20 protein-coding genes and 2 tRNA genes are annotated in these 21,907 nt (G+C 47.8%); 15 read left to right on the plus strand and 7 right to left on the minus strand.

Translation table 11 applies throughout. The annotated features are described in order from the left end of the window. Position 1 precedes the first annotated feature (1 nt). From GWG06_RS04890 to GWG06_RS30800, 4 genes are all read left to right on the plus strand, one after another. A complete protein-coding gene (locus tag GWG06_RS04890; RefSeq protein ID WP_160711688.1) occupies positions 2 to 775 on the plus strand; it encodes a hypothetical protein in 774 nt (257 codons plus the stop codon). Positions 776 to 979: 204 nt separating this feature from the next. Then, a complete protein-coding gene (locus GWG06_RS30675) occupies positions 980 to 1,363 on the plus strand; it encodes a transposase (RefSeq protein ID WP_202182946.1) in 384 nt (127 codons plus the stop codon). Between the two features lie 65 nt (positions 1,364 to 1,428). Then, positions 1,429 to 1,719 carry a transposase gene (locus GWG06_RS30795; protein ID WP_420826289.1) on the plus strand — a complete coding sequence of 97 codons (291 nt, stop codon included), beginning with the start codon at positions 1,429 to 1,431 and terminating at the stop codon, positions 1,717 to 1,719. Beyond that, the gene (locus GWG06_RS30800; RefSeq protein ID WP_202182958.1) at positions 1,649 to 1,882 is read left to right on the plus strand and encodes a transposase; all 234 of its coding nucleotides are present in this window, start codon (positions 1,649 to 1,651) and stop codon (positions 1,880 to 1,882) included. The genes GWG06_RS30795 and GWG06_RS30800 overlap by 71 nt, the downstream gene beginning before the upstream one ends. A gap of 154 nt (positions 1,883 to 2,036) precedes the next feature. Here the strand turns inward: GWG06_RS30800 and GWG06_RS04900 are convergent. From GWG06_RS04900 to GWG06_RS04910, 3 genes are all read right to left on the minus strand, one after another. Then, a tRNA-Tyr gene (locus tag GWG06_RS04900) sits at positions 2,037 to 2,119 on the minus strand. Positions 2,120 to 2,180: 61 nt separating this feature from the next. Next, positions 2,181 to 2,254 (minus strand) — tRNA-Asp (locus tag GWG06_RS04905). Between the two features lie 74 nt (positions 2,255 to 2,328). After that, positions 2,329 to 3,558 (minus strand): ROK family transcriptional regulator, encoded by a 1,230-nt coding sequence (locus GWG06_RS04910; protein ID WP_160711690.1) that lies wholly within the window; start codon positions 3,556 to 3,558, stop codon positions 2,329 to 2,331. Between the two features lie 172 nt (positions 3,559 to 3,730). Here GWG06_RS04910 and GWG06_RS04915 point away from each other — a divergent pair, with 172 nt between their 5' ends. Beyond that, positions 3,731 to 4,087, plus strand: coding sequence for an effector-associated constant component EACC1 (locus tag GWG06_RS04915; RefSeq protein WP_127034133.1), 357 nt, complete (start codon positions 3,731 to 3,733; stop codon positions 4,085 to 4,087). Further along, a complete protein-coding gene (locus GWG06_RS04920; RefSeq protein ID WP_160711692.1) occupies positions 4,074 to 5,432 on the plus strand; it encodes a caspase family protein in 1,359 nt (452 codons plus the stop codon). Before GWG06_RS04915 ends, GWG06_RS04920 begins: the two co-directional genes overlap by 14 nt. 58 nt (positions 5,433 to 5,490) lie before the next feature. Here GWG06_RS04920 and GWG06_RS04925 read toward each other — a convergent pair whose 3' ends face one another. The 4 genes from GWG06_RS04925 to GWG06_RS04940 all read right to left on the minus strand — a co-directional run bounded on the left by GWG06_RS04925 (position 5,491) and on the right by GWG06_RS04940 (position 9,070). Continuing rightward, entirely contained in the window at positions 5,491 to 6,405 is a 915-nt protein-coding gene (locus GWG06_RS04925) for a bestrophin family protein (protein WP_160711694.1), read from the minus strand. 18 nt (positions 6,406 to 6,423) lie between these two features. Next, positions 6,424 to 6,909, minus strand: coding sequence for a hypothetical protein (locus GWG06_RS04930; RefSeq protein ID WP_127034139.1), 486 nt, complete (start codon positions 6,907 to 6,909; stop codon positions 6,424 to 6,426). 108 nt (positions 6,910 to 7,017) lie between these two features. Continuing rightward, positions 7,018 to 8,373, minus strand: a complete 1,356-nt coding sequence (locus GWG06_RS04935) for a sensor histidine kinase (RefSeq protein ID WP_127034141.1) — start codon at positions 8,371 to 8,373, stop codon at positions 7,018 to 7,020. Continuing rightward, complete coding sequence (locus GWG06_RS04940) at positions 8,357 to 9,070, minus strand: response regulator transcription factor (RefSeq protein ID WP_160711696.1); 714 nt, start codon at positions 9,068 to 9,070, stop codon at positions 8,357 to 8,359. The genes GWG06_RS04935 and GWG06_RS04940 overlap by 17 nt, the downstream gene beginning before the upstream one ends. Before the next feature lie 62 nt (positions 9,071 to 9,132). On the opposite strand from GWG06_RS04940, the gene GWG06_RS04945 reads away from it, so the two are divergent. The 9 genes from GWG06_RS04945 (at position 9,133) to GWG06_RS04985 (ending at position 21,884) form a co-directional block, all read left to right on the plus strand. Next, positions 9,133 to 9,894 carry a helix-turn-helix domain-containing protein gene (locus tag GWG06_RS04945; RefSeq protein WP_160711698.1) on the plus strand — a complete coding sequence of 254 codons (762 nt, stop codon included), beginning with the start codon at positions 9,133 to 9,135 and terminating at the stop codon, positions 9,892 to 9,894. A 32-nt stretch (positions 9,895 to 9,926) separates the two neighbouring features. Then, entirely contained in the window at positions 9,927 to 10,337 is a 411-nt protein-coding gene (locus GWG06_RS04950; RefSeq protein ID WP_235938145.1) for a VOC family protein, read from the plus strand. Between the two features lie 1,118 nt (positions 10,338 to 11,455). Beyond that, positions 11,456 to 12,574: a Fe(II)-2OG oxygenase family protein gene (locus tag GWG06_RS04955; RefSeq protein ID WP_160711700.1), complete on the plus strand. Its 1,119-nt coding sequence runs from the start codon at positions 11,456 to 11,458 to the stop codon at positions 12,572 to 12,574. A gap of 22 nt (positions 12,575 to 12,596) precedes the next feature. Beyond that, complete coding sequence (locus tag GWG06_RS04960; protein WP_160711702.1) at positions 12,597 to 13,211, plus strand: nitroreductase family protein; 615 nt, start codon at positions 12,597 to 12,599, stop codon at positions 13,209 to 13,211. 32 nt (positions 13,212 to 13,243) lie between these two features. Further along, positions 13,244 to 14,764, plus strand: coding sequence for a pyridoxal phosphate-dependent decarboxylase family protein (locus GWG06_RS04965; protein ID WP_160711704.1), 1,521 nt, complete (start codon positions 13,244 to 13,246; stop codon positions 14,762 to 14,764). After that, a complete protein-coding gene (locus GWG06_RS04970; protein ID WP_160711706.1) occupies positions 14,739 to 15,917 on the plus strand; it encodes a GNAT family N-acetyltransferase in 1,179 nt (392 codons plus the stop codon). Before GWG06_RS04965 ends, GWG06_RS04970 begins: the two co-directional genes overlap by 26 nt. A gap of 103 nt (positions 15,918 to 16,020) precedes the next feature. Next, positions 16,021 to 17,871, plus strand: a complete 1,851-nt coding sequence (locus GWG06_RS04975; RefSeq protein ID WP_160711708.1) for an IucA/IucC family protein — start codon at positions 16,021 to 16,023, stop codon at positions 17,869 to 17,871. A 30-nt stretch (positions 17,872 to 17,901) separates the two neighbouring features. Continuing rightward, positions 17,902 to 19,707, plus strand: a complete 1,806-nt coding sequence (locus tag GWG06_RS04980) for an IucA/IucC family protein (RefSeq protein WP_160711710.1) — start codon at positions 17,902 to 17,904, stop codon at positions 19,705 to 19,707. A gap of 2 nt (positions 19,708 to 19,709) precedes the next feature. Next, positions 19,710 to 21,884, plus strand: coding sequence for a prolyl oligopeptidase family serine peptidase (locus GWG06_RS04985; RefSeq protein WP_160711712.1), 2,175 nt, complete (start codon positions 19,710 to 19,712; stop codon positions 21,882 to 21,884). Positions 21,885 to 21,907 lie beyond the last annotated feature (23 nt).

The raw sequence follows: 21,907 nt of genomic DNA on the forward strand, positions 1-21,907 counted from the left end.
AATGTTAAGATTAGTATCACTTGGAATTGTTGAAATTAACCTATATGGAGAGGGTATTTCATATATATATGCTGAGATGCTTAAAAAAAATGGAATTACTTTTTATAATCACATACAAATAATCCAAACATGTGAGAAAGATCAGAATTTAATCCTTCCACAAGGAAAAGACATTAACATTAAACTAACGTATGATGACGGAGAAGATTTCTCGTTGAAGGATGACTATAAAAAACAACTTTTCTTTGTTGATGTTGTACATACTGCTTTACTCTTTCTTGCTGCTAGGGATAACCGATTGGATGTTGAAGTGCTGAATTCTATTAAAGCTGAAATACTTTCCAACAATTTTAATATCCCTATTAACTATAAAAGTTTCATATCCCCAAAGAATGAGTTACTCAAAGCAAATGTTATTGTTCACCCTTTGATGAGACATTTTAATGTTTATTTAGAGATAGAAAAGAGCGGAGAACTATTGAAATCTTTATTGATTTATAAAGGGAAGCCTACCACCTTTTATCTTCCTGACTATTTCTCCAAAGGGAAATGGTCTAAAAACAATTTTGTTTTAAGTGGGCGCCATACCGATATGGAGATTAGTCTATCCCTAACTGATTTTAACCTTGAGTTTATTAATAAGTCTGGAATTGAAGGGAAAGCTCCTAAGTTTGAACTCATGAAAGCTGACTCAGACAAAGCTACTGCATTGAGTGATTATCTTCAAACACTGAATCCAGCAATTGTTGCAGTACTGACTAGTAGTCAGAATTAGCATTCTGGTTTCATTGTCTGTAATGTTAGAAACTAAAAAAATCGGAGTTCATAGAACTCCGATTTTTTTAATTTCTAACATTTTTTGATAGTATTTTTTCTTTTTTATGAAGTACTCCCAAAAGTTAGGACAGCGCCGTAGGGCTTAACCTTAAATGCCTAAGGTAGAAATGTCGTTAGGTAAAATGAGTACCCTACTTACCAGATGTCTACATTTAATTATAAAAACATTGGCCCCGCATTAAGTATAGATGAAATGGCTTTTTCCAGCGGGGAATTGTATACAATCGTCACCAACAGGCTGGCTAAAGGGCGTAAAAGCTCAATAGTGGCTATGATCAAGGGTACTCAGTTTGAATTTCTCAAAGAAATACTATTTAAAATCCCTAAACGCTTACGCCAGAGAGTACAGGAAGTTACGATCGATATATCTGGCAGCCTCAATAACTCAGTTAAAGCCCGCTTCACCAACGCCCATAAGGTGATAGATTGCTTCCGTGTACAACACCTGGCTTTTGACGCAGTGCGTGAAATAAGAATTGAACATCGTTGGGAGGCCCTGGAACAGGAAAATCTGGAATATGAATAAGCAAAACGGGCAGCAATAAAGTATGAACCTGTCAGGCTACCTAATGGCGACACCGCTAAGCAGCTATTAGCCAGAGCAGATATTTGCTGTTTAAACATCTCAGACCATGGACCAGAGAACAACAGCTGAGGACGGAATTACTATTCAGTCACTATCCCCTCTTTCATAAATCTTATCAACTATCCCCGCGTTTGGGTGAGATTTACAGGCAGTGTAAGTGTAAAGAAGAGACGTTTAAGAAACGGGCTTTGTGGTATAATGACGTAGAGGAAGCAGGGATATTTCATATTATCCTTCAAAACCGTTGCCAGGACAATCAGAACTCATTATCTGGGCATCCTCAACTTCTTCAATAACAGAGCGACAAATGCTGCTACAGAGGCCTTTAATGCCAAAATGAAAACCTTCAGGAATGCCCTAAGAGGTGTACGGGATATAGAATTTTTTTCTATACCGATTAACAAAATTATATGCTTGACTTTTTATGCTATCCCCCAACTTTTCAACTTGATCCTTTAATACTTTATTCTTCAGATAAAATAATCAGAAAGCATATCTTATGCAGATGATAAATAAAATTCAATTGATGATAGTTTAATACTGTATTAATCAGCGAAGGCGGGGAACAATTAGTTGCAGGCATCAGCCACGTATAGGGGTAACCGTAAAGAAGTGGGCAGGATAGGATTCGAACCTATGAAGTCGAAAGACAGCGGATTTACAGTCCGCCCCGTTTGGCCGCTCTGGAACCTGCCCTCACTATTTCAAATGTTGTAAAAAAAAGGAATAGACATCGGTCTATTCCTTTAGTCTTTTGCGGACCAGACGGGACTCGAACCCGCGACCTCCGCCGTGACAGGGCGGCATTCTAACCAACTGAACTACTGATCCGTTTTATTTCAGCGAGTGCAAATGTAAACAGATTTTATTCATATTTACAAATTATCTGTAAAATTTTTTTTCGGTCATATATCAAACAGCTTGTTGCGGGCCAGCAGCGAAGCCCCGATAACACCTGCTTTTTTGCCGAGTTGAGATAGCTTGTAGCGGGTATCATTGTTCACCAGGCTTAACGAATATTTATTGATGGCGCTGCGTAACGGCAGGAAAATACTTTCTCCCGTAGCGGAAAGTGCTCCGCCCAGTATAATCAGTTCCGGGTTGTACAGGTTAATCAGTATCGCCACCCCTTTGCCCAGCTTCTCTCCGATGTCGGCAATCAGTTCTATCGCCAGGGTATCATCCTGGTTAGCCGCTTCCAGTATATCCGCTAACGTTATCTGCCGGATGTCCGGCACTTTGCGCGTAACTACGGATGTGGCGCCGTTCTCCAGGCGGCGTTTAAATTCACGGATCAGTGCCTGTCCGGATGTTTCGGTTTCCAGGCAGCCTTTCTTGCCACAATGACAAAGGATTTCATTGTCGAAGAACGGGATATGCCCGAATTCCCCCGCGAAACCGGACTTGCCGTAATACAGCTCCCCGTTAATCATAACGCCCAGGGCTATACCGTAATCGGCGTTGATGAATATCACATCCTTCTCATCCTGCACAATGCCACTGCAGAACTCTCCGTAAGCCATTGACCGGGAATCGTTTTCGATGTAGGTTTTAATGCCCAGCCGGCGTTCCAGTATTTTGGTGAGCGGCTCGTCATTGAAATGGAAATAGCTGTAGCTGTAACCTGTTTTATAGTTAATGCGGCCCGAAAGATTCACACATAACCCCGAAATCTTTCTGGCAGTGCCTTTCAGCTCTTTGGTAAAATGATTAATGAGCGTACACAACTCATCCAGCGAGGCCGCTGTATTACTCAGCTCAAAAGGGATCTGTTCCTGAAATCGTACCAGTTCCTTCTGAAAATTCAGTAATCCGATATTGATATGGTTGTTTTTTACTTCCACCCCCAGGAAAAACAGGGAGTTAGCCTCCAGTCCGTACAGGTTGGGCCGCCGTCCTACGGTGGATTCTGTTTTGCCGAAATCCTTTACCAGTCCCGCATTTATCAGTTCATTTATCAGTTCGGCAATTTTTGGGGAGCTGATATTCAGCATCTTGCTAAGATCAGCGATAGTGGTGTTACCCTGGTTGGCAAACCATGAAAGGATACTCTTTTTAAGCTGCAGGTTCTTATATGCAACACCTGAAAGGTCCTCGTTGTATAACTCGTTGAGAAATGAGTCGCTTTTAGCCATGTAGTGTGTGCTGAGATTTGGTTGTAGTTGTAGTTGTAGGTGTACAAGATACTTGATTTTATTGAATTGAAAGAACCCTGCCCCATTTGTTAATCTTTATAAAATTAACCGGCGCTAACATATTTATGGATTCCTGTAGGTTATTTTATAACTGTTTAAAAATTACTCATCCATGCACCTGTATTTTTCGTTCCCCGGACAAACATCCATCCGGCAAATACTTTTCCTCAAAGAATTATTGCAGTCCGCCGGTACTGATATGGCAGATTTTATGATCTCGCCGGCCGCATCCGGACAAATGGGGGCCGGCGAATTTTTTCCCATACTGGCGGTTACAGTACCGGCCGGCCTGACTATCAGGGCACTGGCCACCTGTATGGTCACCTGGCTAAGGAATACGCGCTGCGATATCACCATCCGGAAAGGCGACCAGTCGGTGGTGATCAGGAGCAGCCGCCCGGAAGAACTGGAAACACTGGTATTATCTGTATTGGAAAAGATGAAGGAAACTGCAGATGTTATCGCTTAGAACTATTATCCTCCTGATAGGAACAGGAAAGTATTCCGCCGGCAGCGGATTTGAATGTATCCCCAATATAACCGTCAACCTGCAGGAGCTGAAACAGTTGTTCACAGACGAATCCCTGGGATATCATGCCTGTAATACCACCATCATCGAACTACCCGATAAAACCAGCCGGGAAATTATGATGGAGATATATAACGTTTGCGAGGAAGACCTGGCGGCCGGCCGGCTGATTATTTATTATGCCGGACATGGCGCCTTAAATCACAGAAACCCCGAACAGGTATATCTTACCGGCACCGACAGCTGCGCCCACAATATCATGGTAACCGGTATCAACGGGCTGGTAATAAAGAATATAATCAGGGAGAGCAATGCCTCACAGAAAATATTTATTGTGGACTCCTGCTACTCCGGACAGCTGATCAGGCATATGTCTGCCGGCATTCCCGCAAACCCCGGCAGCTATTTCAGCGATATGAAGGGCAGCTATATTTTAAGCGCTGCCAAAAATTATACCCCCGCCTCCTTTGATGTGGATAACGCTCACGTACCTACGCATTTTACCGCAGGCCTGCTGCATGTCATTCATACCGGCTGCGATAACGGAGCGGAATACCTGAATATGGAAACGGTTTTTATGCTGGTAAAGGAAGAATTGACAAGATTGAAAAGACCGGTACCGGATAAGCTGTCCCAGGGAGATGCCTCCCAGTTTATAATTGCCCGGAATAGGCAGTACCAGGCCATAGACCCGGTTTTTGAAAATGAAATAAGGAAGGGTTTTCTTGAATCAGCCGCTGTAAATAATTTTAAAGGAATTATTTATGCTGGTCTTATATTTATTTTTTGCATATTCTTGAATAATATGGTTAATTTCTACATGAGAAATTCCTCTCAGGAAAAGCGAAATCAATCTTATTATGTTATAACTTCTCCCACTCAGTCTGTAGAGAAACCGCTTCTGGATGTTTTCTATAACCCGGAACTTCCGCCTGTCCGTGTCCGTAAAAGTGAAGAGTTGCTGAATGAAACCTTCCTGTTGCTGGAGGCTGTCTCCACTGTAGGACAAGGCGTTGAGCGCGGTGAAGAAGACAGTCTCGGACAATCCCGTTTCCTGGATGCCATCAGTACCTGCGCTCATCATTACCTCCGTAAAAGAGATACGGCTACGGCTTTAAAATACCTGCGTATGGTAACGCATCCGGAAATACCAGCAGACAGTATATGGGCGGCCGGTATACGGCGGCATCCCTGCATGCAGGAATTGTTTGCACAGGAATCCGGCCTGCACAGGGCAGATACAGCTTCCGGCCTGCTGACTGCACAGCAGGATGCCGCTCCCTGAAATAAAAAAAGCAGCAGATTGCTCTGCTGCCTCTCTCTAATAAAGCCAGTGTTCAATATTAAAGAAGATAATATCTTGCTTCCTGTCTTACCTCTACCTGTGGCTCGTACTGCTCGTTGAGCATCTGCCGCAGGTCTTTCTCGATATTCGTGGCGATGGTCGTCATCGGCGTATCGGTAGGTTTGTTTTCAAACGGATCCTGGAGATTGATACCCATCCGCTCTATCAGCAGGAAGGACGCCGCAATGGCTACTACCAGCGGTATCTCCATGAAGCCCAGGGAATCTATGAGGGCAAACGGCAGCAGGAGAATGAAGAAGATCACCGTGAAATGCGTATACAAACTATATGTTGCAGGGAACACGGTATTCTTGATCCTTTCACATTTACCCATCGCATCGCAGAGGCGCGACAGGGTGGCGTCTATGCTCACCTGCTGGTATTGATTGATCCAGCCGTTTTCCAGCGCATGTTTCAGATCCTTTCCATGTAATAGCAACAGGCCAGCCGGCACATTATCAAATCTGGCCACATAATTAAGCTCCCTCCTTGTCAGCAATCTGTCCAAACCCTTGATTGGATCAGTCTTCCTCAGCGATTGACCGAGGCTATAGCACCAGGCTGCCTGTCGCTTTACAAATCTTTCTCTGAAATGCTCCAGCTCTTCTGCCTGATACGGGCTGTCTGTCAGCGTTAATATCTGCCTGGTCAGCGAGCGGGAATCATTTACAATGGCGCCCCATATACTCCTGGCTTCCCACCAGCGGTCGTACGCCTGGTTGGAACGGAAAGCGAGCAGTAAGGACAAAACGGTTCCCAGTACCATGGGTACGGCTATGGGAATGCTTATTTCAGTAAAATCAAACCGGTAGTACAGCAGGTTGATGAGCATGGTGTATGCTGCTACCATCAGTATTTCGTACTTGATTTTTCCGAAGACATATTTGAATGGGATATTTTTTCTAAGTAACATAACTCCCGTTTTTTAAAGTTATTCAGAAGCCAGCAGCAGAGCGGAGATAGTAGATTTGGCAACTACTTTCCGGGTACTCAGCAATGGCGTTTTCAGCAATGGATACTTGGAAGATGCAATCAGTTTGGATGGGTTGTAGCTTCTTTTGGAAGGAAGATGATATTCATGATCCATCGGAGATACAATCACATCGATGTTCTGTGCCAGACAGAAATTGCGGAATGCCGCACGGGTATTGCCGTGGAAGAATTCCACCTTCAGCTGGTGAACGGAAGATGCGTACTTGTTGCGGATGATCTCACAACCGTCCTTGAAATCAGCGGTTATGAGATCAATGTGTCTGCTGTTGCGGGTGTAGGTAATAAGGTCGAATAAAGAGTCAGGCATGTTCAGGGCATGCATGAATATGATATTAACAGTTTCGTGTGGATAGTGCGCAGCTACGCTGTGAACGTATCCGAGTGAACGTATGGAGAAATCGGTAGGAATCAGAATATTTTTCATAGCTCTTACTTTTAATACAGCAAAACTATGAACGCGATATTAGGACGCGGTAAGAGTACGGTTAAAAGGTTGTAAGAATGTGGTAAGAATCCGGTAAGAAAGGGAGCGCTACAGTGGCAACTCAACCCTGATCTCGGTTCCGGCGTTTACCTGACTGTTAACGATAATGTCTCCCTTGTGCATTCTGATGATGTTCATGGCCAGCGGTAACCCGATGCCGTAGCCTTTAAAATGGCCGGTATTGGAAGCGCGGAAGAACGGGGAAAAAATATAGGGCAGGTCTTCCGGAGGAATGCCGATACCCTGGTCCTTTACCATAATGATAATTTTCTTGTCTGTAGCCGCCAGCGCCGTGTATACGGGCTGGTTGTTGGAGTATTTGCAGGCATTCATCACAATGTTGCTGAGCGCCAGTTCCAGCAGCTGCGCATTGCCGGGAATCGCCAGTTTTTCTTCTTCTTCCGGAAACAGGCTGTAATCTATTTCCACATGGCAGCCGGGGTTGATTTTATCGATGGTATTCTTAACGGTAAACAATAATTCGTCGGTACGTACAATGCCCCATTCCTGTTTCTTGCCGTCGAATCCTGTCTGCGCCAGGTGCAGCAGGCTTTTGGTAATATGTTCCAGGCGGCCGGCTTCTGACAGGATATTGCGGAGGGCCAGCTGGTAATTTTCCTGGGAGCGGTCTTTGCTGAGCGCCAGCTCCGTTTCCCCGATGATGGCGGTGAGCGGGGTACTCAGTTCATGGGAAGCGTTGCTGACAAAGTTATTCTGCGTTTCAAAAGCGGTTTCCAGGCGGTCCAGCATATTATTAAAGGTGGTCGCCAGTTCGTTGATCTCGTCCTGGCTCTGCTTTACATTCAGCCGCAGATGCAGGTTACGGGAGCTGATACTTTTTACCTGTGTCATCAAATGACGTATCGGCTGCAGGATGAACCGGGAAAAGAAGATGCCGGCGGTAATCAGGATACCTGATGATATAACAAAGCAGATCAGCAGCAGTTTCCGGAGCCACCCCATATATTCGCTGCTGTACTGGTTCACGGCGGATACGATCACAATGTATAATCCCTTCTTGCTTTTATATAATACGCCTTCATAAAACCGGTTGCCATCGCGGTAGGTGGCCTTTTGCTGTGACATCACTTCCTGGTAAAAAACCGTGGGCAGGTTCAGGGTGCTGTCTGTTTTAACGGCGCCGTCTGTAATAGGCAGCAGGTATTCCTTTTCTGCGGGCAGTTTCTCCAGGTGTTCATCCCTGATTTCATTATAGATAACGGAATCAGATTCATAGTAGGGGAGGTTGGCCCTGGCAGTAAGGTAGGCGCGGATTTCGAGCCGTTTGTAGAAGTCCTCGAAGGAATGCTGATTGGCAAAATAATACACCAGGATACTCATCACCATAATGGTGGAGATGGTCAGCCCTGCAAATATCATCAGTATTTTAGTGCGTATTTTCATCAGCGTTATTTTCACGCAGCATGTAACCCAGTCCGGTTACGGTTTGTATGAGTTCCTGCTGACTGTGTTTGTTTATTTTTTTGCGGAGATAATTAATATATACATCCACTACTTTGGTATTCATATTGAAGTCGATGCCCCATACATGTTCCAGTATTTCCATACGTGACAACACTTTGCGGGGATTTTTCAACAGAAATTCCAGCAGCCGGTATTCTGTGGCTGTCAGCTGAATGTTTTTTCCCTGTCTGCTGGCGGATTTGGTGTCAGTGTTCAGTTCCAGGTCCGCCAATTGCAAGAGGGAAGTAGACTCCTGTTGCGGGGGAATGGCGCTGCTTTTCCTCCTGAGCAGGCTACGGATGCGGGCTTCCAGCTCAGCCAGCTTGAAGGGTTTGACGAGGTAGTCGTCTGCACCGCTGTCAAGGCCCATCACAATATTTTCGGTGGTGCCCAGGGCGGTCAGCATGAGTATGGGTGTTGCCAGCTGCTCTTTACGCAGCGCTCTGCACACTTCGATGCCGTTCATGCCGGGAAGCATTACATCCAGGATAATCAGCAGAAAGGAAGGATTGTCCAGCGCCATACGCAAGCCACTGGCGCCATCCAGCGCTACGCTCACTTCATAGCCGGCTTCCGACAATCCGCGGGTAATAACGGATACTACAGCAGGTTCATCTTCTATCAGTAATAGTTTCATGCAAAACAAATATAGTGTATGAATCGGCTAACTTTGACAAACAAAAGTTAATATTTTCAGATATGATACGGGAAGACGATTACATATTCCGGGAAAGCCAGCCACCACAGGGGCTGGCGGACTTCGTCAAGTATTGCTGGTATGTGCATAACCCGGGTGAAAAGGAACATCACTTTACCATTTTTCCGGACGGACATTTTGATCTGCTCTTCCGTTCCCGCAACGGATCGCCGTTTACAGCCGTATTGTCGGGCATCTTCACAAAAGAATTTTCCTGTGTTGTGCCGCCTGCCTCCCTCATCTTCGGTGTCAGCTTCAGACTGCCTGCGGCAGAATATATCTGGAAGAGAAAAATAGGAGACATAACAGATAGGGAAGAACCTTTGCCGGCAGGCTTCTGGAAGGACGTGGCAGCATTGCCGTTCGACTTCTCCCTGTATGCCGCCAGGATCATGACGCTGCTGCAACAGCAGATAACAAAACCCACTGACCCGCGCAAGCAACAGTTGTTCCGCCTGCTGTACGGCAGTAACGGCAATATTTCCGTGGAAGAGGCTGCGGAAACCTGCTACTGGAGCACGCGGCAGATTAACCGGTATTTCGCCGGCCATTTTGGAATGTCCTTTAAGGCATTCAGTAATATACTACGTTACCGCGCCTCCTTTGAGCAGCTGAAGCAGGGAAACCTTTACCCGGAGCAACCTTACGCTGATCAGGCACATTTTATCAGGGAGGTGAGGAAATATTCCGGCATAACGCCCAAAGAAATAGCCGCCAACAAAAACGGCGGATTTATTCAATTATCCACCCTGAGAGAAAACTAGCTTTGTATTATCAAACTAAAAAAACAATAAAGATGATACAGAAAATAAGCAAGACTTCCAATGTGATCACCTGGTTTGAAATTCCGGTGACAGATACCGCCAGGGCAAAAAAGTTCTATGAAACCATTCTGGACATAGAAATGAGAACCCAGCATTTTGAGGAAACGAATGAAGAGCTGACTTTCTTCCCGGCAGAACCGGGCGTGATTCAGGCCACTTCCGGCCGTGTTTCCGGGGCGCTGGTAAAGAATGACCGGCAGCATCCTGCTGCTGATGGTATCAGGGTATACCTGAATGCCTACCCCAGGCTTCAGACTGTAATTGATAAAATAGAACCCGCCGGCGGTAAGCTGCTGCAGCCCAGAACGCAGATCCCTGCCGGGTATATCGCCGTATTCTCAGATACGGAGGGCAATACGGTAGCCATCCACGCGGAAGAATAGGTATCCCCCAAAGTAGGGATAACAGCGCAAGGTATTATCTGTTTCCTTTGTAACGGATGCAATACCTGGAGATGAAACCGCGCGTCATGTATAACTATGTCAGCCACTTTATGCCGGTAATACCGGATCGCCGCCAGCCCGGTTACATACCGGCATGGCTATACGAAGATGCCGCCGGGACCGTTTACCAAACGGCTCCGGCGGCATCCTTTTATTTATCCCTTTACCTGTATCTATATCGCTGAAGCCTGTTTTTGCTTATGAGAGACCTTATTCTTTATCTGCCTGTGTTTTTCCGCCATCGCACAGGCCGGGAGCTGCCGCAGCCCCGCCTCCCCCGGTAATGCTGCTGCGTTATGCAGGAAGCCGGGAGGCGGGCCGGCGCCCCCAGCAAGGAACAGGCAGCCCTTACACGGACACGGCTACACGCCGGTTCTCACGCAACCTATATATTAATACATCATTATCTCTTAATGATCTTCACGCAACTAATATAATATTCGCACAATACAAACCGGCAATCATTTAAACGAATAGAATTTTACATGCAGACCCGATGCCGGTGTGCATCATTCATAAAAATACCACAGTTTATCTCACATGCGCTACCCCTTAATGATGTCGTCTGCTATTACATAGCAGCGGATACTTCTTTATAAAAAGATAATATCAGTTTTTTATTTTTCATGACGGATACCGGCTGTCATACTGACGTTGCGGTAAAACAGCAGTGAGATAAAAAGAAGTATGGATGCCTTACAACCTTGCTGATAGGGTGTTTTGTGGAGGTGGTAAAAATATAGACAGCGATTTGTTACTTCGTTTTTCGTTTTGCGTAAACTAATTTCCCGTTTTGATTAATGCCCTTTCCTTTTTTCGGATAGTTTTGTTACTGTTCTGAAAGGATAAATACTTTTGTCAACTCCGCCGGTGAAAGTGTTTGTGCCCACATGACCCTGTTTCACTGGTGGTTTCAGTGATAACTTTCTACTTGCCTGCTCCGGCAGCCGTTGTAAAAAAATGCAACAGCTACCCGGCAGGATATTTATTGCCATAGCGTAGCACCCGCTGCCTCTATGCCAGGAATCCTATTCAAAACACTTAACAAATGATGATTAATGGAAACTCAATTACTGACAGCAACGATTAACCCGGAAACCCATAATAACATTGTTTACCAGCCACCAATGGAGCCCGCAGTTATTACCATCACCAGCGATGAACGGGCAGAAATAACGCGCATCGGAAAAGCGCTGAAAAATATATATGGCAGCTATGAGAACCCGAAATATATCTCCATGCTGCATCTGAATGCCTACAGAATATTACCGGAGCGTATAGCCAGCGAGCTGAGTTTGCTGGGAACAGATTTCTCTTCCAATCAATACGGCGCGCTCGTGCTGAAAGGGCTGGTATCTGTAGATCAGGATGCGCTGGGGCCTACACCGCCCAGCTGGCGGGAAATGGAACAGGAACGCATGATGGAATACGGATTTATTTCTTCGCTCCTGCATGGCGCCGTGCCTTCCAAGCCGGTGGAATATTTCGCGCAGCGTAAAGGCGGAGGACTCCTGCACGCTATTATCCCGGAGCAGGATATGGCCTGGTCACAGACGGGCGCAGGCTCTAAAACAGAGTTGTTTGTACATACGGAAGATGCTTTCCTCTTCAATGCTGCAGACTTCCTCAGCTTCCTCTATCTGCGCAATGAAGAACAGGTGCCTTCCATGCTGTATTCTATCCGCTCGCATCATAAGGATGATCCGGTATTGAAAGCCTTGTTTGAGCCGGTGTATAAATGCCCCAAAGATGCGAATTACGCGACAGATGAAGCCATCGGAGAAGGCGTACACACTTCTGTACTGTATGGTAACAGGGACGCGCCTTTCATTCGTTTCGACGCCGCAGAACAGATATATAATAAAGAAGCAGGACAATCACCGGAAGCGCTGGAAAACCTCAAGGCTTTCTGGCAGGAAGCCAGACAGCTTATTTACAGCAGCTTCATACCGGAAGCCGGCGATATGATCTTCGTGAACAATCACCTGTGTGCTCATGGCCGCAATGCTTTTCTGGCAGGTTTCAGAAATGAAAACGGCAGCCTGGTGCCCTGTGAACGCAGACTTATGCTACGTATGATGAGTAAGACCAGCCTGATTCATATTCAGTCTGTAGCGCATCCGGCTAATCCTTATCTCGTCATGGAAGAACATTATGGTAAAGTATATGAAGCCTAACCTTGTTTAATCCGTGCGTATTATGATGCAGGCTATAGATACATTGCCGGAAACCGGCGATATGATGACACACCTGATCCGGGGGAGAAGGAGTATTTATGCAGATGCCTATACCGGAGAAGAAATACCGGCTGCGCTGCTGGAAGAAATACTGATCAACGCTACCTGGGCGCCTACGCACAAGATGACGGAGCCCTGGCGCTTCGTGGTAATGATGGGAGCGCAACGCGCCGCCTTCGGCAGTTACCTGGAAGCCTGGTACCGTGATTACTACCAGCAGCGAATGAGTGCGGAAGCATTTGCAGAGAAACAACATTACCTGCTGCAATACCCGCTCAAAGCAGCCTGTATGATAGGGATCGTGCTGGTGAAAAGCGAACAGGCATCTCTTCCGGAATGGGAGGAAATAGCCGCCATTGCTTCCGCAGTGCAGAATATGGCGCTCAGCTGTACTTCCCGTGGCATCGGTTCCTACTGGGATAGCGGCGCCGCTTCGGTGGCATATGTCGCCTCGCAGGGACTGGCTGCCAATGAACAGTCACTGGGAATTTTTTTCATGGGCTATCCGGATGTATCGCACACAGTGCCCCGCAAGAAAAGAACCCCGGCAGAGCAAAAGATAACCTGGTTAACCTGATTTATACATTCACCAAATCATTGTAAACAAAAATGATGAAAACCGCATCCGTTGAAGTATTGGAAGAAGCGCCGGTACTATCCGCCGATCCCTACGGGGATATATTTTATGCCGGCTCCGCTGAGGCCTACAATACCGCCATTCAGGGCGCATTGAAGGTTGTGACCGGATTTCTGCAACGTACAAAGAAACCTTTCAGCGGCATTAAGCCCGATCAGCTGGCGCAGCTCTTCAGCACCATCGATTTCGATACGCCGCTGCCGGATTATAAAAGTCTGCTGAAGGAAGTAGAGCAGCTGTATGTTAACCATGCTACTGCCTTCCACCTGCCGCAATACATTGCACACCTCAACTGCCCGGTAGTCATTCCTGCACTCGCAGCAGAAGTGCTGGTCAGCGCTATCAACTCCTCCCAGGATACCTACGACCAGAGCGCCGGCGGCACACTGATGGAATGTAAAATCATTGACTGGACCGGCCGGGAGATAGGCTATAGTGCGGACTGCGACGGTGTATTCACCGCCGGCGGCTCCCAGAGCAACCTGATGGGCCTCCTGCTCGCCAGGGATCATTATGCCATGAAACACCGCAGCCACAATATAAAGCTGCTGGGCCTTCCGGAAGATGCCGGCAGGTACCGCATCTTTGTATCAGAAAAAGCACATTTCAGCAACCAGAAAAATGCCTCCCTGCTGGGGCTAGGCGAACAGGCGCTGGTATCTATCCCCGCTGATGAACGTTTCCGCATGGACGCCACACTGCTGGAAGCCGCCATCAAAAAAGAACTGGAACAAGGAAATATCCCCATCGCAGTGGTAGCTACCGCAGGCACCACCGACTTCGGTAACCTCGACCCGCTGCTGGCCATAGGACGCCTCGCCGCACAATACGGCCTCTGGTACCATATCGATGCCGCCTACGGCTGCGGACTGCTGCTCACGGAAAAATACCGCTATCTGCTGAACGGAGCAGAGCTCTCTGACTCCATCACCGTTGACTATCACAAATCTTTCTTCCAGCCAATCAGCAGCAGCGCCTTCATCGTAAAACATAAAGCCTCCCTGGATATTATCCGCCACCATGCGGACTATCTCAACCCCGAAGAACAGGACTACGACGAACTGCCCGCACAGATCAATAAAACAGTTACCCAGAGCACCCGCCGCTTTGATGCGCTGAAACTCTGGTTCACCCTGCGCCTGATGGGCAAGGAGAAACTGGGTGAATATACAGAAGTGATCATCGATACAGCCGAACAGGCGGCCTGCCTGATAGAAGCTGATCCGGAACTTGAACTGCTCAGCCACTCCGACCTCGGCGTGCTGGTGTTCCGTCATAAACCTTCGTATGTGCATTCCCGTGACTATGACACATTTAACCAGGCTATCAAAAAATCCCTGTTCTTCAGCGGAGAAGTGCTGCTCGCCAGCACCCGCGTGAACGGGCACTTCTACCTGAAGTTTACCATACTTAATCCGTTAACCACCATCACGGATATTCAGAACATTTTAACGGCTATCAAAGTTCATGGAAAAGATGCTCACCGGCAGTGAACCGGTAAAAAGGCCGTCAGTCAGCGCCCCGTTTACCCTGCGCCCGCTGCTGATGGATGAAGATATTCCGGTGATCCATAACTGGGTGAACCGGGAATATGCCCGTTACTGGCAAATGCAGGATACCACCCTCGAAGAAGTCAGGGCTGTTTACACCAGTATTACGCAGGCCAAGGATTCCAGGGTGTACATGGGCTTCTATAACAACGAACCGGCATTCCTGCTGGAATGCTACTGGGTAATGAATGACCCGCTGGGCGAGTACTATGAGGTGCGCCCCGGAGATCATGGCTTCCATATCCTGGTAGCGCCACCCGATAAACGGATTGCCAATTTTACCTGGAACATCTTTACGGTGATCATCGATTTCATGCTTTCCGATCCGGCTGTAGAACGGCTGGTGGTAGAGCCGGACGTGCGGAATGATAAGATACACGTACTCAACAAGAGAGCCGGTTTCGAATATCAGAAAATCATTGACCTGCCACATAAACAGGCGTACCTGGCATTCTGTACCAGGGAACAGTACAACGCAGCGAAAGCAGCGGCGCACACAGCCTATACCTATGAACAGGAAGTACCCGGACTGGGACGTTTTGCTTTCCGTTCACTGGAAATATCACAGGATATTCCACTGGTACATGACTGGGTAAACCGCCCCTATGCACAATACTGGCAGATGCAACATACCAGCCCGGATCAGGTGAAAACGGCCTATACAACCATTACACAGGCTTCCCACTCACACGCCTATATGGGATTTTACAATGACCAGCCAGCCTTCCTCTGGGAAAGCTACTGGGCTGTGAAAGACCCGATAGGCAGATATTATGATGTGCAGAACGGAGACTATGGCCTGCACCTGCTGGTGGCACCGGTGGAACACGCTATTCATGGGTTTACCTATCATATACTGCGGACCATCATCGACTATATGCTGATTGATCCGGCAGTGGAAAGACTGATCGTAGAGCCGGATGTAAGAAATGAAAAGATGCATATACTCACCAGGCGGGTAGGATTTGAATACCAGCAAGAAGTACTGCTGCCGCAAAAGATGGCGTATCTGGCGTTCTGCACCAGGGCGCAATATGCACATCAGACCAATCTGCCGGTGAATACCGTAACGCTGACAGATGCCGTGGAAAAGTGACCTTATTCATCATCACCAACAGAAGATATACCTGCATGGACGATATCGTTGCTGAAAGCAACAGCGTCTGCAAATAAATTCAGTATTTAAAAATGCCAAGCAAATGAAACCTCCTGTAAATGTTACCCCGGAGCAATCGGTCGCTCACCTGCACCCCGACGTATGGAGCCTGGTGAACCGGCTGCATATCCGTAAGATCATCTGTGAATTTGCACATGAACTTATTATTGCTCCACAACTGCAGTATAGTGAAAACGGATGGGGATATTATGTACTCCGCACAGACTTTCCTGATATTGAATACCGCTTCCGGGCCAGGGTACTGAGTCTGGATCACTGGTATATAGATACTGCTTCCCTCTCTAAATATATCGGCCAGGAAACTGCACCGCTGGAATCCCTGAGCTTTATCATTGAATTCCGTGAAACAATGGGACTCAGCGAAACGGTGATACCGGTATACCTGGAAGAGATCAACAGCACGCTTTGCGGCAGTGCCTATATGCATACCTATAATAAACTCACCGCAAAAGAACTGGCGGTAAGCGACTACCAGGTGATAGAACAGGCCATGATGGCCGGACACCCGTGCTTTATCGCCAACAACGGACGTATAGGTTTTGATTCCGCAGATTACCGGCAGTATGCGCCTGAGGCAGCAGATCCGCTGGCGCTGATCTGGGTGGCGGCACACCGCAGCCGTTCCGGCTATGCCGGCGTAACTGGTCTTGACTATGATACACTGATCGCTGATGAACTGGGTGCGGAAGTACTGGCAGCATTTAAACAGCAGCTGACCGGTAAAGGACTGCATCCGGATGATTATTATTTTATACCCCTGCATCCCTGGCAGTGGTTTAATAAACTGGTTAATTTATTTGCTACAGATATTGCCGAACAGCAGCTCGTATACCTTGGCTATGGCAATGACTACTACCTGCCGCAGCAGTCTATCCGTACCTTTTATAACATTACTTCTCCGCATCGCCGGTATACCAAAACCTCCCTCTCTATCCTGAATATGGGCTTTATGAGAGGGTTACACGCCAGCTTTGTCGTTACCTCGCCTCCTATCAGTGAATGGGTAAACGGTGTGGTGCAGGCAGACGATTATCTCCGTGAAAAAGGATTTGTACTGCTGGAAGAAGTAGCCGCTGCAGGATACACCAATCCGCACTATGCAGCCATTATTAAAGATGATAACGCTTCCTATAACGGGATGCTCTCTGTTTTGTGGCGGGAAAGCCCTGTTACAAAATTACGCCCCGGTCAGCGGATGATGACCATGGCTGCGCTGCTGCACGTAGACAGCTATGGCAATGCGTTATTGCCCGAACTCATCAAAGCCTCCGGACTTACTACCCACAAGTGGATAGAACGCTACCTGGATGCTTATCTCAGTCCGTTATTACATTGCTACTACACACACGATATGCGGTTTATGCCACATGGTGAAAACCTGATCCTGATACTGGAAGATCATATACCCGTAGGTGCAATTATGAAAGATATCGGAGAAGAAATTGCCGTGCTGAACGAGGAAATACCCATGCCTGATAATGTGAAACAGATCTATATGAAGGTCGCCCCTGAATTAAGGATCCTGTCCATTTTTACCCAGGCTTTTGATTGCTTCTTCCGTTTCCTTTCGGCGTTGCTGGTAGAACATGCGGACTTCCCGGAAGAGCAGTTCTGGCAGCTGGCTGCAGGCTGTATAGGAAAGTACCAGGAGCAGCATCCGGACCTGCAGGATAAGTACGACCGGATTGACCTGTTTGCCCCGGAAATCGTAAAGACATGCCTGAACCGTTTGCAGATACGCAATAACCGCAAAATGGTGGACCACATGTACAATCCATTCAAAAGCCAGCAGTTTGCCGGTACGCTGAAGAACCCCATGGCAGCCTATAAGCCGCAGCCGGTATTGACAGCGCCTTTAGCCGGACAGGCATAATGCTTTTTTGAAACGTTTAACAACAGACAAATGGAAACAACTCATAGTATATTTCAGCCACAGGCTATCAATCATATTCAACCGGAAATATGGCGTAAGGTAACACGGTTGTTTATCAGAAAAATAATTGCCGAACTGGCGCATGAAGGCATACTTCATCCGGAGTTGCAGTCAGAAAAAAACGGATGGGGTAATTACCTGTTACGATCCGGCAAACACGATGTCATCTACCGCTTCTCCGCCCGTGTGCTCCGCCTTAATCACTGGTGTGTAAATCCTGATTCTATAGAGAAGATCGCCGGAGGCGACGTTGCAGCACCGGAGGCCATCAGTTTTATTACAGATCTTAACGATCAGATTGGTATTGCGCCCGAAGCATTACCCGACTATATGGAAGAAGTGGCTGGCACCTTGTATGGCAGCGCTTACATACATACGCATAATACGCTTTCTGCTGAATATCTGGCCACCGCAGATTATCAGGAGATAGAAAGATCCATGACAGGCCACCCCCGGTTTATTACCAATAACGGAAGGGTGGGCTTTGATATGACGGATTACCGGCAGTATGCTCCGGAGGCAGCTGTGCCGCTTTCACTTATCTGGATTGCCGGTCATAAAAGCCACGCAGAATTTACGGCTATTGAAGGGCTTCACTGGGAACAATTCATCAGGCAGGAACTCAGTGCTTCAGACTATGATGCCTTCCGCAGTGTACTGACAGGAAAAGGGCTTGACCCGGATCAGTATTTCTTTATGCCGGTACATCCATGGCAGTGGTATAACAAACTGCTGAATGTATTTGCGCCGGACATTGCCGGTAACCGGCTGGTATGTCTGGGTTACAGTGAAGATAAATATCTGCCGCAGCAATCTATCCGTACTTTCTTTAACAGTAGCAATCCTGCCAGGTGTTATGTAAAAACTGCGCTGGGCATTCTTAATATGGGATATGTGCGGATTCTTTCTCCTTACTTTATGCGGACAACACCTGCTATCAATGAGTGGGTATATGATATAGCAGAAAAGGATCCGTACCTGCAGGAAAACGGATTCCGGGTATTACGGGAGCTGGCGGCGGTAGGATATACGAATCAGTATTACGAAGCCGCTTTGCAGGGAGATAGCCCATACAAGAAAATGCTTGCTTCCCTCTGGCGGGAAAGCCCTGTGTCCCGGCTGCGTCCCGGACAACGTATCATGACAATGGCGGCACTGTTGCATACCGATACAAACGGCTATGCCCTGTTACCCGCGCTGATACGTACTTCCGGGCTGTCTGCCTCCGCATGGATACAACAATACCTGCATTGTTATTTAAGGCCCCTGCTCCATTGCTTCTACCAATACCAGCTGGTATTTATGCCTCATGGCGAAAACATTGTGCTGGTACTGGAAAATCACGTGCCTGTTAATGCCATTATGAAAGACATCGGGGAAGAAGTAACGCTGATGGATACTGCTGTAACGCTGCCTGCACTCGCACAGCGGATACAGGTAGACGTACCGGCATCCTTCCGGACAAAGCCCATGTTTACCCAGCTTTTCGATGGCATTTTCCGCTTTATCGCCGCCATACTGGTGGAAGAAAATGTTCTCGGTGAACAGGAATTCTGGCAGCTGGTGGGCGCCTGTGTGCGTGAATACCAGGAACAGCATCCGGCACTGGCTCACCGGTTTACGCAGGATGATCTGTTCGCTGAAGTGATTGCACCGGATGCACTGAACAAAATGCAGATACTTAACAGCCGGAAGTTGCGTGACAGGGCCAACCCTTTCGACGTGCCTTCCATCGGCGAGGTGCAGAACCCTATTACAGCATACAGAAATAAATGATTATGCAGATCCGGATATTATTTATGACGATGCTGGCCGGTATAGCCATGCATATCACCGCCGGTGCTGCACACGCACAATCTGCGGAGGGAGGCGGTGAACCATTGCATTATCCCCGGACAGTCAGGGAAAATACAACCGATAATTATTTCGGAACGATGGTCGCCGACCCGTACCGCTGGCTGGAAAACGATACCACCGGCCGCATTCCGCAATGGATAGCGGCGCAGGAAAAACTGACAAACAATTACCTGGAGCAGATACCATATCGCGGAGAGATGCAGGAATACCTGTCTGCCACCTGGAACTATGCGAAAGAAACGCAGCCTGTAAAGGCAGGCGCCTGCTATTTCTTCACCCGTAACAATGGTGTACAGAATCAGGCCGTCTGGTATCTGAAAGAGGGGCCTGAAGGGAAGGAGATCGAATTGCTGAACCCCAACAGGCTGTCTGCCAGCGGCACAACCGCAGCAACGGTACTGAGCTTTTCCGGGAACGGACGTTACCTCGCCTTTGCCGTTGCCGAGTCGGGGTCCGACTGGAATACCATTCAGGTAATGGATCTTACAACACGTCAGCTGCTGAAGGATAGCCTCCGGTGGGTGAAGTTCCCGCGTGCCGCCTGGAAAGGCGATGGCTTTTACTATAGCCGCTATCCGGCCACGGAACAACACGCTGCACTGTCTGCCGGCAACACCCTGAACCAGGTATATTATCATCGCATAGGCGATGCGCAGTCGCAGGACAGCCTGATATTTGAAGACCGGCGTAACCCCCGGCTCAGCGTAGCAGCATTCGTAACGGAAGATGAACGTTTCCTGATCCTTTCCGTGCTGCCGGGTTCATTTCTGGGTTTCAAGCTGACCACATCCACCGGTAATGCCCTGTACTATCAGGATCTTCATCAGCAGGGCAGCCGCATCATGCCGCTTGTAGAAGGATATAATCATCACAATATTATTGTAGATAATGTGGGTGAAAAACTATTGCTACAGACGGACCGTGGTGCATTGAACAACCGGGTAGTGCTGATAGATCCGCGTCATCCTGAAGAGAAGAACTGGACATCACTGATTGCGGAACGGCCGGAATCGCTGGATAATATTGACCTGGGCGGCGGTTATCTCTGGGCATTTTACCTGAAAAATGCCAGTACGCTGGTGCGGCAATACGATTACCAGGGACGCATGATCCGGGAAGTACCGTTGCCGGCGATCGGCGTTGCCAGCAGCTTCAGCGCAGGACGGCAGGATAAGGAGGTATACTATTCGTTCACAAATTTTACCACTCCGGTCACCATCTACCGGTATAACATCAGCAGTGGTAAATCCTCGTTGTACAGAAAGCCGGCATTCACCGGCAGTACAGAGGGATATGTAACAAAACAGGTGTTCGTTACCTCAAAGGATGGCACCCGCGTGCCTATGTTCATTGTTCATAAAGCCGGTATTAAACCTGATGGTAATCGTCCTGTGTTCATGCAGGGCCATGGCGGTTTTAAGCGTAACCTGACTCCTTTTTTCAGTGTTGCCAGGATGATGTTCCTGGAACGGGGCGGCATCTATGCGCAGCCCAATCTGCGTGGTGGTAATGAATATGGAGAAGCCTGGCACAAGGGAGGCATGCTGGCAAACAAGCAGCATGTATTTGATGATTTTACAGCAGCCACGCAATACCTGATCAGAGAAGGGTATACCAATCCTTCAAAGATTGCCGTCACGGGCGTATCTACAGGCGCCATCATGGTGGCGGCATGTATCAACCAGCACCCTGAACTGTTTAAAGTGGCTGTTCCGGTGGTAGGAGCGATGGACATGCTGCGGTATCATAAGTTCACCATTGGCAGCACCTGGGCCGAAGAATACGGCACCAGCGATAACCCGGAGCAGTTTGCCTACCTGATAAAATATTCTCCGCTGCATAATATAAAAGCAGGCACTCATTATCCTGCTACGCTGATACTGACAGCAGATCATGATGATACCGTTGTTCCGGCTCACTCCTTCAAGTATGCGGCCACCCTGCAGGAAAAGCAGGGCGGCGATAACCCCGTGCTGATACGGATAGACCGGAATTCAGGACACGGGCCAGGTAAGCCGACAACAAAACAGATAGCGGAAGCTGCAGACGTGTGGAGTTTTGTATTCCAGCAGTTGCAGATGCAATGGGTCAGATAATCTTTATTCCGGCAATGCCGGTG

The sequence above is a fragment of the Chitinophaga solisilvae genome, from assembly GCF_009928525.1.
In the GTDB taxonomy this organism is placed as follows: domain Bacteria; phylum Bacteroidota; class Bacteroidia; order Chitinophagales; family Chitinophagaceae; genus Chitinophaga; species Chitinophaga solisilvae.

Bases quoted from the DNA above. Each gene is read 5' to 3' on its own strand.
- GWG06_RS04890 (WP_160711688.1), top strand. From the start codon at position 2: ATGTTAAGATTAGTATCACTTGGAATTGTTGAAATTAACCTATATGGA.
- GWG06_RS30675 (WP_202182946.1), top strand. From the start codon at position 980: ATGTCTACATTTAATTATAAAAACATTGGCCCCGCATTAAGTATAGAT.
- GWG06_RS04910 (WP_160711690.1), bottom strand. From the start codon at position 3,558: ATGGCTAAAAGCGACTCATTTCTCAACGAGTTATACAACGAGGACCTT.
- GWG06_RS04915 (WP_127034133.1), top strand. From the start codon at position 3,731: ATGCACCTGTATTTTTCGTTCCCCGGACAAACATCCATCCGGCAAATA.
- GWG06_RS04920 (WP_160711692.1), top strand. From the start codon at position 4,074: ATGTTATCGCTTAGAACTATTATCCTCCTGATAGGAACAGGAAAGTAT.
- GWG06_RS04925 (WP_160711694.1), bottom strand. From the start codon at position 6,405: ATGTTACTTAGAAAAAATATCCCATTCAAATATGTCTTCGGAAAAATC.
- GWG06_RS04930 (WP_127034139.1), bottom strand. From the start codon at position 6,909: ATGAAAAATATTCTGATTCCTACCGATTTCTCCATACGTTCACTCGGA.
- GWG06_RS04935 (WP_127034141.1), bottom strand. From the start codon at position 8,373: ATGAAAATACGCACTAAAATACTGATGATATTTGCAGGGCTGACCATC.
- GWG06_RS04940 (WP_160711696.1), bottom strand. From the start codon at position 9,070: ATGAAACTATTACTGATAGAAGATGAACCTGCTGTAGTATCCGTTATT.
- GWG06_RS04945 (WP_160711698.1), top strand. From the start codon at position 9,133: ATGATACGGGAAGACGATTACATATTCCGGGAAAGCCAGCCACCACAG.
- GWG06_RS04950 (WP_235938145.1), top strand. From the start codon at position 9,927: ATGATACAGAAAATAAGCAAGACTTCCAATGTGATCACCTGGTTTGAA.
- GWG06_RS04955 (WP_160711700.1), top strand. From the start codon at position 11,456: ATGGAAACTCAATTACTGACAGCAACGATTAACCCGGAAACCCATAAT.
- GWG06_RS04960 (WP_160711702.1), top strand. From the start codon at position 12,597: ATGATGCAGGCTATAGATACATTGCCGGAAACCGGCGATATGATGACA.
- GWG06_RS04965 (WP_160711704.1), top strand. From the start codon at position 13,244: ATGATGAAAACCGCATCCGTTGAAGTATTGGAAGAAGCGCCGGTACTA.
- GWG06_RS04970 (WP_160711706.1), top strand. From the start codon at position 14,739: ATGGAAAAGATGCTCACCGGCAGTGAACCGGTAAAAAGGCCGTCAGTC.
- GWG06_RS04975 (WP_160711708.1), top strand. From the start codon at position 16,021: ATGAAACCTCCTGTAAATGTTACCCCGGAGCAATCGGTCGCTCACCTG.
- GWG06_RS04980 (WP_160711710.1), top strand. From the start codon at position 17,902: ATGGAAACAACTCATAGTATATTTCAGCCACAGGCTATCAATCATATT.
- GWG06_RS04985 (WP_160711712.1), top strand. From the start codon at position 19,710: ATGCAGATCCGGATATTATTTATGACGATGCTGGCCGGTATAGCCATG.